The 12,809-nt window shown below is 39.4% G+C and carries 11 protein-coding genes; 8 read left to right on the top strand and 3 right to left on the bottom strand.

All coding sequences use genetic code 11. The features are described 5' to 3' along the window. Window positions 1–89 precede the first annotated feature (89 nt). The 4 genes from ACFWE9_RS14325 (at window position 90) to ACFWE9_RS14310 (ending at window position 3,891) form a co-directional block, all read left to right on the top strand. A complete protein-coding gene (locus ACFWE9_RS14325) occupies window positions 90–938 on the top strand; it encodes an ABC transporter ATP-binding protein (RefSeq protein WP_230157298.1) in 849 nt (282 codons plus the stop codon). Then, window positions 889–1,809, top strand: coding sequence for an iron-hydroxamate ABC transporter substrate-binding protein (locus ACFWE9_RS14320; RefSeq protein WP_377357329.1), 921 nt, complete (start codon window positions 889–891; stop codon window positions 1,807–1,809). The genes ACFWE9_RS14325 and ACFWE9_RS14320 overlap by 50 nt, the downstream gene beginning before the upstream one ends. Window positions 1,810–1,876: 67 nt before the next feature. After that, window positions 1,877–2,887 carry a FecCD family ABC transporter permease gene (locus ACFWE9_RS14315; protein ID WP_377357327.1) on the top strand — a complete coding sequence of 337 codons (1,011 nt, stop codon included), beginning with the start codon at window positions 1,877–1,879 and terminating at the stop codon, window positions 2,885–2,887. Then, the gene (locus ACFWE9_RS14310; RefSeq protein ID WP_230157292.1) at window positions 2,884–3,891 is read left to right on the top strand and encodes a FecCD family ABC transporter permease; all 1,008 of its coding nucleotides are present in this window, start codon (window positions 2,884–2,886) and stop codon (window positions 3,889–3,891) included. Before ACFWE9_RS14315 ends, ACFWE9_RS14310 begins: the two co-directional genes overlap by 4 nt. 84 nt (window positions 3,892–3,975) lie before the next feature. On the opposite strand, the gene ACFWE9_RS14305 is transcribed toward ACFWE9_RS14310, so the two are convergent. Continuing rightward, window positions 3,976–4,923, bottom strand: a complete 948-nt coding sequence (locus ACFWE9_RS14305; protein WP_230157291.1) for a response regulator — start codon at window positions 4,921–4,923, stop codon at window positions 3,976–3,978. A 6-nt stretch (window positions 4,924–4,929) separates the two neighbouring features. Next, window positions 4,930–6,249: an ATP-binding protein gene (locus ACFWE9_RS14300; protein WP_290370555.1), complete on the bottom strand. Its 1,320-nt coding sequence runs from the start codon at window positions 6,247–6,249 to the stop codon at window positions 4,930–4,932. Window positions 6,250–6,584: 335 nt separating this feature from the next. Between ACFWE9_RS14300 and ACFWE9_RS14295 the strand changes: the two genes are divergently transcribed. The 3 genes from ACFWE9_RS14295 (at window position 6,585) to ACFWE9_RS14285 (ending at window position 11,875) form a co-directional block, all read left to right on the top strand. Beyond that, window positions 6,585–7,565 (top strand): glutaminase, encoded by a 981-nt coding sequence (locus tag ACFWE9_RS14295; RefSeq protein WP_230157432.1) that lies wholly within the window; start codon window positions 6,585–6,587, stop codon window positions 7,563–7,565. 191 nt (window positions 7,566–7,756) lie between these two features. Further along, window positions 7,757–9,391, top strand: a complete 1,635-nt coding sequence (locus ACFWE9_RS14290; RefSeq protein ID WP_230157290.1) for a glutamate/serine transporter AimA — start codon at window positions 7,757–7,759, stop codon at window positions 9,389–9,391. 588 nt (window positions 9,392–9,979) lie between these two features. After that, window positions 9,980–11,875 (top strand): PrkA family serine protein kinase, encoded by a 1,896-nt coding sequence (locus ACFWE9_RS14285; protein WP_230157289.1) that lies wholly within the window; start codon window positions 9,980–9,982, stop codon window positions 11,873–11,875. A 179-nt stretch (window positions 11,876–12,054) separates the two neighbouring features. Here the strand turns inward: ACFWE9_RS14285 and ACFWE9_RS14280 are convergent, their stop codons facing one another. Beyond that, the gene (locus ACFWE9_RS14280) at window positions 12,055–12,264 is read right to left on the bottom strand and encodes a heavy-metal-associated domain-containing protein (protein ID WP_230157288.1); all 210 of its coding nucleotides are present in this window, start codon (window positions 12,262–12,264) and stop codon (window positions 12,055–12,057) included. A 117-nt stretch (window positions 12,265–12,381) separates the two neighbouring features. Here ACFWE9_RS14280 and ACFWE9_RS14275 point away from each other — a divergent pair, with 117 nt between their 5' ends. Continuing rightward, window positions 12,382–12,561: a hypothetical protein gene (locus ACFWE9_RS14275; RefSeq protein WP_230157287.1), complete on the top strand. Its 180-nt coding sequence runs from the start codon at window positions 12,382–12,384 to the stop codon at window positions 12,559–12,561. The last annotated feature ends 248 nt before the right edge of the window (window positions 12,562–12,809 follow it).

Here is a 12,809-nt window from a genome sequence, read left to right as displayed (position 1 = left end):
GGAATTATAGTATTTAAGTAGTGGATAATGATAATCATTTTCATTTAGATTTTTACTTACTTATTATTTAAGTAAATGGAGGTTAAATAATGGTTCGCCTATATACAGAGAATTTAAATATTGGCTATGGTGAACGTTTAATTGTAAAAGATCTCAGTGTGGAAATTCCAGATAAGAAAATCACAACGATCATTGGTTCAAACGGATGTGGGAAATCCACACTTTTGAAAGCGATCACCCGGATCATTCCAAATCAATCGGGTACGGTTGTTTTAGATGGAGTGAATATATCAAAAGAAAGCACGAAGATCCTTGCAAGAAAAATGGCCATACTTCCTCAGACCCCAGAGAGTGCAAGTGGATTGACAGTTGGAGAGCTTGTATCATATGGGCGCTTTCCCTATCAAAAAGGTTTTGGACGGCTGACGCCAAAAGACTATGATGTGATTGATTGGGCACTTGAAGTGACTGGCACGAAAGACTTTAAGTTCCGTCCGGTGGATGCTCTCTCAGGAGGACAGCGCCAGCGTGTTTGGATTGCCATGGCCCTTGCCCAGGAAACGGAAATCATCTTCCTTGATGAGCCGACCACCTATTTGGATATGGCGCATCAACTAGAGGTTTTAGAACTTTTACAGAGGCTGAATGTAGAACAGGAACGGACGATTGTCATGGTCCTTCATGATTTAAATCAGGCTGCTCGATTTGCTGACTATATCATTGCCTTGAAAGACGGGGAAATAGTCAAAGCGGGAGATTGTGAAGAAGTCATCACGCATGAAGTGCTTAAGGAAGTTTTCCATATTGATGCGGTAATCGAAAGAGATCAACGAACAAACAAACCAATGTGCAGCACATACAATTTATTAAAAGGAGATAGGACAACAAATGAAAAAGATATTGATTCCGTTTATACTGCTGTTAGTGTTAATTATTAGTGCTTGTGGTAACGAGTCGACCGAAAAAGAAAAAAGCTCCGATTCCAAAAAGGAAAAATCAGGTACCATCACATACCAATCTGAAAATGGGCCTGTCGAAGTGCCTGCAAATCCTAAGCGTGTAGTCGTACTATCTTCTTTCGCAGGTAGCGTACTGGCTTTGGATGTTAACCTTGTAGGGGTTGATTCGTGGTCTAAAATGAACCCTAATTTTAAAGAATTAAAAAACGTCGAGGAAGTAACGGACGAAAACTTGGAAAAAATCATCGAGTTGAATCCGGATTTAATCATTGGTTTATCAACGATTAAAAATGTCGATAAATTAAAGGAAATTGCTCCGACCGTAACATATACATACGGAAAAGTGGATTATTTAACACAGCATGTAGAAATTGGTAAACTTTTGAATAAAGAAAAAGAAGCGCAAGCTTGGGTGGATGATTTCAAAAAACGGGCAAAAACCACTGGTGATGAGATTAAGGCTAAAATTGGAGAAGATGCTACCGTTTCCGTTTTCGAAAAGTTTGACAAACAGTTCTATGTATACGGCGATAATTGGGGCCGTGGAACGGAAATCCTTTATCAAGAAATGAAATTGGGCATGCCTGAAAAGGTAAAAGAAGTGGCATTGAAAGATGGTTACTTTGCTTTATCATTAGAAGTCCTAAAAGACTATGCCGGTGATTATGTCATTTTGAGCAATAACAAAGATCAGGACAGTTCATTCCAACAAACAGATACGTTTAAAAACATACCTGCCGTTAAAAACAATCAAATATTTGAAGCTGATGCAAAAAAATTCTACTTCAATGATCCAATAACATTAGAATACCAATTAGACTTCTTTTCCAAAAGTTTTCTTGGAAAATAATACAGCGAGGGAGAGGGATTCCAATACCTCTCCTTTTATTCTATAAAAAAAGAGATGAGAGAGACAGATGACTAATGAAAATCAACGTTTCATCCCATTTATATATAAACTGATCATAGCGATCGTTGCCTTTATCGGCATTTTCATCATATCGATGGTTTTTGGTGCAGCCGATGCCACCCTCAAGGATGTATGGCAAGCACTGATGTCCAATGCTACCGGTGAGAAGATTTCCATCATTCGTGAAATCCGTCTCCCTCGCGAAGTGGGGGCAATGTTCGTCGGTTCGGCACTTGCCGTTTCAGGTGCCATCATGCAGGGGATTACAAGGAATCCACTTGCTGATCCGGGGCTGCTTGGATTGACGGCAGGGGCCAATGCAGGCCTTGCCATTACGCTGGCATTCGTTCCTTCGGCTAATAACTTGGGGATCATGGGTGCGTGCTTTATTGGTGCCGCTGTCGGAACAATCATGGTTTTTGGAATTGCTGCGATGAAGAAGGGTGGATTTTCTCCTTTACGAATCGTGTTAGCTGGTGCTGCGGTCTCTGCATTCCTATTTGCTGTATCACAGGGGGTCGGTATTTACTTTAAAATATCAAAAGATGTATCGATGTGGACTGCCGGCGGTAATATCGGAACATCTTGGGGACAGCTTCGAGTAATCGTCCCGTTTATTTTAATAGGCATCCTGATCTCCATTATCTTTTCTAGACAACTCACCATCCTTAGCCTCAGTGAAGAAGTGGCGGTAGGATTAGGTCAAAAGACCACACAAATTAAGGCGGTTCTTTTCGTCGTCATCATTTTGCTTGCCGGTGCTGCGGTTGCCCTAGTCGGAAATATGGTATTCATCGGGCTTATGATTCCCCATATGGTACGGGCTATCGTAGGTACGGATTATCGATTCATCCTGCCCATGTCTGCAATTTTAGGAGCCACCTTCATGCTTTTGGCCGATACGATCGGCCGTACAATCAATTCTCCATATGAAACACCTGTGGTAGCGATTGTTGCGATGATAGGTTTACCTTTCTTCCTCCTAATCGTCCGTAAAGGAGGTAAAGCATTTTCATGATCCATTCAGCATTAGTCAAAAAACAGCGATGGCTAATCGGTGCCTTAACCGCACTCATCATCGTTACCATCATTATCGGGACATGTTTAGGATATTCGAATCTTTCAATAGGGCGGCTGATTCCCACGCTTTTCGGACAAGGGACGTTTAAAGAGGAATTCATATTATTTTCCGTCCGATTGCCACGAATCATCATTACCCTTTTAGCAGGCATGGCCCTTGCACTGTCAGGAGCCATTTTACAAGGAATTACACGTAATGATCTAGCTGATCCCGGGATCATCGGGATTAACTCGGGAGCAGGTGTTGCCATTGCCGTGTTCTTTCTGTTTTTCCCGATAGACGCAGGTTCATTTGTTTATATGGTTCCACTTGTCGGGTTTATCGGTGCGTTACTGACGGCCTGTTTAATATATGTACTTTCCTTTAAGCGAAGGGTTGGCCTTGAACCCGTTCGGCTAGTATTGATTGGCGTTGGTTTTTCAATGGCGCTTTCAGGCTTGATGATCGTCCTCATTTCTTCAGCGGAACGAGCCAAAGTCGATTTCATTGCGAAATGGCTGGCAGGAAATATTTGGGGTGCGGATTGGCCGTTCATTTGGGCTGTCCTTCCTTGGCTAATCATCCTCATTCCATTCACTTTATATAAAGCGAATCGTTTGAATCTGCTTGGTTTAAGTGAACCTGTCGCAATCGGAGTGGGAGTATCGATTGAAAAGGAACGGATCGTCTTGCTCATAACAGCTGTCGCACTTGCTGCTGCTGCCGTTTCCGTTACTGGCGGAATAGCATTCATTGGACTCATGGCCCCGCATATAGCAAAATCCTTGGTCGGACCTCGAAATCAATTATTCATTCCAGTTGCCATTTTGATCGGCGGATGGCTATTGTTGCTTGCCGATACGGTAGGCCGTAATATAGTTGAACCAGAGGGAATCCCTGCAGGTATCATGGTTGCCTTGATCGGTGCTCCTTATTTCATGTATTTATTGTTGAAAAAATAAGATCTTGCTAAAATCCCTTGATAATTCTCAGGGGATTTTATGCTTTTTGGGAGAGCTTCCGTGGTCTTTGTTTTTATTCATGGTTTATCTATATCTAATTATTTCATCAGGATTCAATCGTTTAGCTTCGAAATAAAATACTTGAATAAACTTTTTTGTATTTACCCGGGTAGGTGTAAGAACTATAGTTGAATCATTTTGCAGCTCTTTCATTTTTTGGCGAACGACTGTGAAATCAAAAAATTTAGAAGCGTAATTTTCAAACTTCGGATTTGAAAAATCCGTTAAACCGAGGGAAGCAAAATGATTTAACGAATGGTTAATCGTTCTGCGTATTCGCTGTTCGGCAGCCTTTATTTCTCGGTTGATATCAGCCTGCAATGCTGAAGCACCGAGCTTTTTCTTTGTGATTTCTACAAAAATATCTTTAAGAGTGGGGAAATGCTGTTTAAAAGTATTAGTCCGTTCATACATAAATAAATATTGAAGCATTTGTATTAAATCTTTAGATCCATTTTCCCCCACAATCCCTAATTCCGATAAAAGAAATTCGCCTACCTCTATTATGCTTTTTTCATTGGAATTATTTGATTGGTCAACTTTTGGCTGCTCAAAATTCAATACACTATTTAAAGAGGCTTGAATAGTAGTGATCGATCTTTCTAAATGAATGCGTTCCATAACTTTTCGAATTACTGTTAATATTTCAATCCGATTGATTGGTTTAGTAATATAATAGTCTATTCCAAGCGAGTATGCCTCACCAATCAGTTCTTTTGATTCAACCTGCGAAATCATTATTATTTTCCCGTTAAATGTACTTTTTATATGGCGAAGTGTCTCAATGCCATCCCGGATGGGCATTAATAAATCAATGAATAATATATCAATTTGCTTTAAATTCAAAATATGTCCTTCTAATAGACTTCCATCTTCCGCTTCCTCCACCACTTCTCCTAAATCTTCGTTCTCAATAATTTGGCTTAAATTTGAACGTATAGCACAATCATCATCTGTTATAAAAAAACGCATGAAAAATCATCCTTTCTGGATCAACTTATGAATGGGTAACTTTATTGAAAAAACGGCGCTGTTACCCTTATTCTCAAACAGGATATCCCCCTCCAGTTCTTTCACAACTTCTTTAACATATGAGAGACCAATTCCTGTTGAAGGTGTCCCGAATTGATCATATTTTGAAGTGAATCCAGGTTGGAATATAACAGTCTGGTATTTTTGGGGGATCCCAGGTCCATTATCAGCAACTTTAAATTCTACATTGTCGCAAATTTCACACAAACTTAAACGGACAATTCCCTTCTCTTTAATTGCTTCCACCGCATTAGCGACTAAATTATTGAAAAGAGATAACACGGTATATACATGGTAATGTGAATCATTGTTTCCATCTAATGTGTATTCAAATTGAATATCCTTTCCTAGTGATAAGGCATATTTTTCATTAATTCGGATAATTAAATGAAAAAGTTCAGCAGCATCCATATAATCTTTAAAACTCTCATTGGAGATCAATTTGGAGAGACCAGCAAAAATTCGTTGATTATCTTTCTTGACTTCATGCATTTCACCCGCGATGCGCAATGCTTTTTGACTATAGAGCTCTGTAAGGGCATGAAGTGGCTTTTCAGGTTTTTCCAGGGCTTTTAAATCGCGATACAAATCATACGACTTCTTAGTAATATCCTCTGCGTTTTTTAATGTTTTTTTTAAATGAATCGTTTCCTCATATAAATTGGAAATGAGCATCAGCATATGTTCATTTTGTTTTATAATTTGCTTTTCCCTTGATTGTGCTTCATAAAGTTTCATCATATTAAAAAAGCTTAAAACGATAAAACTGTGGCCGAATGCGATCACGATCATCTCATTTATTGAATCTAATGTAATTGTTGTTTCTAATACAAAATATTGAAAGATTAATTCTATAAAATCGGACAATATTTCGATAATGAGACCAATTAACCCAATGATCAAAGATCGGTTTTGAAAACGGTTGATTTTCACTAAATGAAAAAGAAAGGAATAGGTGAAATAAAAGAAAAAACTAGGATAATGAGTTTGAAACGCGGAAGTCCATGAAAAATTATCTTTCATAAAAAAGTCTATTAGAATACGAAATACCACAACCATTGTTCCTGTCAGGAAGCCCGAAAAGGTGGCAGGTGTTTTCTGTAATAATAGTAGAAAGAAGAAAAATGCAGGCGCACCAAAACTTATACGAAACGTTTCATTTAGAGGATAAAAACTCAATTCGCCTGCTAATGGCACTGTTAACAACATCAAAACAAGGATATTGACCTCTTTTTTCATTAACGTACTAAGATTCAAGGCGCTCACCTCCAATTTGTTTAAAAAATCAGTATACAGTTTCAACGGCTTCAATACAACGTTTACTTTGTTCTTGAACAGAACGGCTTTTTCCAATTATGGCAAAACCCTTCTGTTTCTCTATCTACAAAAAATGGTAACCGATCATGTGAAATGATCGCGTTTTTTTTAGTGGATTTTTATTTTTTAGATTTTGTAGGTTTTCGTATGATTATGTAGTTCCCACTTTAAAATTAACAGTAGATAGAATTTTTTTGAAAGCGCTTAACGATTATTTGTGATAGTCATCAAATCGAATAAAGTGAGCACAACAACTAATGAGGTGGAAGAATGTGATTGGAAATTTGACAAAGGATTATAACATTCACGTTAATAGTCAAAAGAAAGCCTGCTTAGATGAATGGGTAGCACATTACAGATCCCATGCTGCTGAAGGACAAACCGCCAATTATATACCGGCATTGAGAAATGCACACTTATCGCAATTAGGTATTTGTATACTTGAGCCGGGTGGAACCATGATCAAGTCAGGGGATTGGGGAGTCCCCTTCACGCTGCAAAGTATTTCAAAGGTGCTCAGCTTTATAGCCGCATGTTTGGGTTGCGGCATTTCTTATGTGTTGGATAGGGTCGATGTGGAACCAACTGGGGATGCTTTCAATTCAATTATTCGTTTAGAGATGCATAAGCCGGGAAAGCCGTTTAATCCTATGATAAATGCTGGAGCGATTACCATAGCTTCGCTTCTTCCAGGGGAGTCTTCACAAAAAAAATTAGAATTTCTCTATGCATTATTTGAAAATTTGTTAGGAAAGCGCCCGACGATCAACGAGGAAGTGTATCAATCAGAGTGGCAAACCTCTCATAGAAATAGAGCTTTAGCTCACTATTTAAAAGAGACGAATTATTTAGAATCGGATGTAGAGGAAGCATTAGAGGTTTACCTGAAGCAATGTTCCATAGAAGTAACAACAGAAGACATAGCCCTGCTTGGACTGATTCTTGCACAAGATGGATACCATCCTATTCGTAAAGAACAAGTTCTCCCTAAAAAAGTGGCTAAACTGGCCAAAGCATTAATGCTTACTTGTGGTATGTACAATGCTTCGGGTAAATTTGCGGCTTTTGTAGGGGTGCCAGCCAAAAGTGGAGTATCTGGCGGGATTATGGCTCTAGTTCCTCCGAGTGCCAGAAACGGACTTCCTTTTCAAGATGGATGTGGGATTGGTATATACGGGCCAGCCATTGATGAATATGGGAATAGCGTAACAGGTGGTATGTTATTGAAACAAATGGCACAAGAATGGGACCTAAGTATTTTCTAAAAGCAGAGAGAATTTGTTCATATAAAAAACAAAAAAGGAGACGTCCTAATGATGTCCCTATTTACAAATGTGAAGTAATGCCGCCAGTACTTTAAGATTCAATTGGGTGTACGCAGCACAAATCATAAATCCAGATACTTTAAGAACGTCATGATAAAGGAATGAATTTAGGAAAGCATGGTGATGAACATATGAATAATTTGCAGCGAAAGATGGGAACGTTTTCGTTAACGATGGTAGGACTTGGGTCCATTATTGGCTCAGGTTGGTTATTCGGAGCATGGAGGGCGGCACAAATCGCAGGACCTGCTGCCATTATCTCTTGGATTATCGGAATGGTTGTTATTTTATTTATCGCACTTTCTTACAGTGAATTAGGGGCTATGTTTCCTGAAGCTGGAGGAATGGTAAAATATACGCAATACTCTCATGGTTCGTTTATAGGGTTTCTTGCAGGTTGGGCAAACTGGATTGCAATCGTTTCTGTCATTCCAGTCGAAGCGATTGCATCCGTTCAATATATGAGCTCATGGCCATGGAAATGGGCGGAGTGGACACATGGTTTGGTGGAAAATGGGAGTCTTACAGGGGGAGGCTTGGCAATTGCCTCTGTATTATTGGTCGTCTACTTTTTATTAAATTACTGGACAGTTAGTTTGTTTTCAAAAGCAAACTCATTTATTACAGTCTTTAAGGTTATTATACCTGGACTTACGATAGGCTCCCTTTTATTCGCTGGTTTTCATGCATCCAATTTTACATCTGCAGGGAGTATCGCCCCAAATGGCTGGGCAAGTGTACTTACTGCTGTAGCAACTTCTGGTATTATTTTTGCATTTAACGGTTTTCAAAGTCCGATTAATATGGCAGGTGAGGCAAAGAATCCTGGACGTTCGATCCCAATTGCAGTAATTGGCTCCATTTTAATCGCAACGGTTATCTACGTTTTATTACAGATTGCATTTATTGGAGCGGTTGATCCGTCTATGATTGTGAACGGATGGCATCATTTGAATTTCAATTCACCGTTTGCTGACTTAGCAATTGTTCTAGGCATAAACTGGTTAGTTATATTACTATATGTTGATGCTTTTATTTCTCCTTCTGGGACGGGAATAACATACACGGCGACAACATCACGAATGATTTATGGAATGGAAAAGAATAAATACTTACCAAGCGTTTTTGGAAAACTGCATCCTCTTTATGGTATCCCGCGTCAGGCAATGTTTTTAAATCTAGGTGTATCTTTCTTATTTTTATTCATGTTCAGAGGCTGGGGCGTATTAGCAGAGGTTATTTCTGTTGCGACATTAGTCTCTTATATAACAGGTCCAGTTACAGTCATGACATTAAGGCGCACAGGTCCGAACTTGTACAGACCATTACGTCTTAAAGGATTAAGTATCATTGCGCCACTTGGATTTGTTTTTGCGTCTTTAGTTCTATATTGGGCAAGATGGCCACTGACAGGACAAGTATTATTTATCATTATGATTGGCCTTCCCGTTTATTTCTATTATCAAGCAAAAATAAATTGGAGGGGATTCCGTCAAAATTTTTCAGCAGGGCTTTGGATGGTTGTTTACTTACTCTGTATGATGACCATTTCATACTTAGGTAGTGAAAAGTTTGGTGGTCTAAACGTAATCCCATTTGGTTGGGATATGGCCATCATTACATGTTTATCACTAGGGTTTTATAGTTGGGCAATAAAGAGCGGATTCCAAACGGAATATTTGGAACAAGGACAAAAAGTAAACGACGACTTGAAATCGATGGAGAACAGCAACGCTTCACAATCGGATAAAAAGAACGCAGTATAAAATATGACGACACCTCATTGATTGGCATGCTCCAAGAAGCATGATTAAGCTATCTAATCGTCATTTCCCTTTGTTGCTTTCGGTTCTCATAAGCTATTGCTATTTTTCGATTCCAGAGTAAGCATTTAATGCCATACTCATTCATTAAAGATGACTTCGAAAGTGCTTCTTTCCATTTATATTGATGGTGGGGGCCAAAAAGGGGACGGCAAATTTAATTTGCTGTCCCCTTTTTTGAATTTAAGAAAGGCTGTTATATTCTTTATTTCACACCTGGTTTATCGTCATACCCAGCAGTGAAGATAGCGGCTAAAAATGTAATAGTAACTGCAACGATAATAACTGTGCCCATGTTGTGACCTCCCTTTACCCAAATTGTCCCACTTAAGTATAGGCTTAGTATACCCTAATTTTTAGCAGGAGTGCACACAATTTTTAATGCCGGCCATTATTGTCATCGACTGTTCTTAGGATTTAGCCCTTTTCAATAAAAGGAAAGTGGTAGGGATTTTTAAAGTCTGACATGTTTGTCAGACTTGGAGCATAGATTTAAGTATTCTCTGAAAGTGACAGGGGGAGGTTCCTTAAATGGATATTTTAAAGAAAATCGAAAAATTTAGAGAAGATGAACAGAAGCTGAAGTGGGAAGGCACCTTCGCAGAGTACTTAGACGTATTGAAAGAAACACCATTAGTTGCTCAATCTGCTCATTCACGTGTATACAACATGATCAGAGATGCAGGGATAGAAGAAGTAAATGGATCAAAGAAATACAATTTTTTCAGCGGTCAGTTGTTTGGCCTCGAAGATTCACTGGAAAGACTCATCGAGGAATATTTCCATCCGGCGGCTAAGCGGCTGGATGTCCGTAAGCGGATATTGCTTCTTATGGGTCCGGTCTCAGGTGGTAAGTCTACACTCGTTTCTTTACTGAAGCGTGGACTTGAGAATTATTCGTTAAAAGACACAGGTGCCATTTATGCAATAAAAGGATGCCCGATGCATGAAGATCCACTGCATCTCATTCCGCAAAATTTACGGGATGATTTTTATGAGGAATATGGCATCCGGGTTGAAGGAAACCTATCGCCGCTGAATGTCATGAGATTGGAACAGGAATATGGAAGCAGAATTGAAGATGTGATGGTCGAGCGTATTTTCCTTTCAGAGGATAAGCGTGTTGGAATTGGAACATTCAGTCCTTCTGACCCTAAGTCACAGGATATTGCTGATTTGACGGGTTCAATCGATTTTTCGACCATAGCCGAATATGGATCTGAATCTGATCCGCGTGCCTATCGCTTTGATGGCGAGCTGAACAAAGCGAACCGTGGGATGATGGAATTCCAGGAGATGCTGAAATGTGACGAGAAGTTTTTATGGCATTTGCTTTCATTGACACAAGAAGGGAATTTTAAGGCCGGTCGTTTTGCATTGATCAGTGCAGATGAACTCATCGTGGCCCATACGAATGAAACAGAGTATAAAGCGTTCATTTCCAACAAGAAAAATGAAGCACTGCATTCCCGGATCATTGTCATGCCGATTCCATATAATCTGAAGGTTACTGAGGAAGAAAAGATTTATGAAAAAATGATTCATGAAAGTGATGTCTCCGATGTTCACATTGCACCGCATACATTAAGGGTGGCGGCAATATTCAGCATCATGACCCGCCTGAAGGACCCGAAAAAGGGCGATATCGATTTAGTGAAAAAAATGAGGCTGTATGATGGGGAAAATGTGGAAGGCTTTAATTCCGCAGACATCAATGAATTGAAAAAAGAATTTCAGGACGAAGGCATGAGCGGAATCGATCCACGTTACGTCATTAACCGAATTTCCTCTACGATCATTCGTAAGGAAAATCCGTCCATCAACGCATTGGATGTACTTATGTCATTAAAAGCTGGTCTAGATCAGCATCCGTCCATTACGAACGAACTTCGGGAGCGGTATTTGAATTTCATTTCACTGGCACGTAAAGAATATGATGCCATTGCGAAAAATGAGGTGCAAAAGGCATTTGTCTATTCATATGAAGAGTCGGCGAAAATCCTTATGGATAATTACTTGGACAATGTCGAGGCATACTGCAATAAATCAAGGCTGCGCGATCCATTGACCGGGGAAGAAATTAATCCGGATGAAAAACTGATGCGCTCGATTGAAGAGCAGATTGGAATTTCTGAAAATGCAAAAAAAGCATTCCGCGAAGAGATATTGATCCGTATTTCTGCATATGCGCGTAAAGGGAAGCGATTCGATTATAATTCACATGACCGATTAAGAGAAGCGATCCAGAAAAAGCTATTCGCGGATCTGAAAGATGTTGTTAAAATCACTACTTCAACGAAAACACCAGATGAAAGGCAACTGAAGAAAGTGAATGAAGTCATTACGAGACTTATCGATGAGCACGGTTATAATTCCACTTCAGCCAATGATTTGCTGCGCTATGTAGGCAGCTTGTTAAATAGGTAATCCATACTTTCTTGCCCCTACCCCCAATCGGGTAGGGGTTTATATTTTATAACGGACAGTAATTTGCTTGAAATGTGAAGATGAATTGACAGTCTTAAGGGAATTTTAAATCAAAAAATACGGGCCCCCTTCTGAATCGATGGGAGCCCGGTATTTTCTATAGATTGCCATGGATGCATTCATTTAGTTACATTCAAGCCATACTGTTCAATAAGTGTGATTATTTGGTCTGGTGAAAGCATGTCTTCGCTATGATCGATTTTAATTTCCCCGTCATCAATATCGATGATCGCACGCTCCACACCTTCAGTTTTCAATAGTATGGACTCTAGATTTAAAATCGGGCCTTCAGACGTTGCTTCCTTTACATATAGTGTAGTTGTTTGCATAAACCTTACACCTCCTTAGATTTGCTCATCTGTCTTATCTATACCCCATCTTCCCAGCGGATATGTTATGTTTTGAATATGGAAAAATTGGGTATCAATAAATAGAGGTGATGGAAAATGAGTAAAGAAGAATTGAAAAAAGATCATGTTCCTGAAAATAGTTCCATGGCTAAGGATTATGAAGAGATGAAAGAACTTGGCAAGCAGATGGAAAATCAAAGGACGAATGAAGAATTGAAAGAGTGGGATAAACGCCCAGGTACGGTTCAGCATGAAGTAGAGGAAGATAAAGATTGACGAATATCACAACAAGAATCATTCTATCTGTGTGAAAAGGGTGTCCAGAAAAATACTGGAGCACCCTTTTGTTATGTATGAATTTAGTTTTATTGTTTTAGTGGGTCTGCCTAAGAAGTAGGCAGCGACCATTCAGCTTAACATGTACACGCTTTTCCCAACTCATTTGATTGATCATGTGCTTTGTACATAAACAGCAAATGAATCCTGCTGAAAAACGAACAGACCTGTTGATCTTCATGTCTGTT

This window comes from Peribacillus sp. NPDC060253 (genome assembly GCF_042727425.1).
GTDB lineage: Bacteria > Bacillota > Bacilli > Bacillales > DSM-1321 > Peribacillus.
Note: the sequence above shows the minus strand (reverse complement) of the source record. Positions and strands in the feature narration are given on the sequence as shown.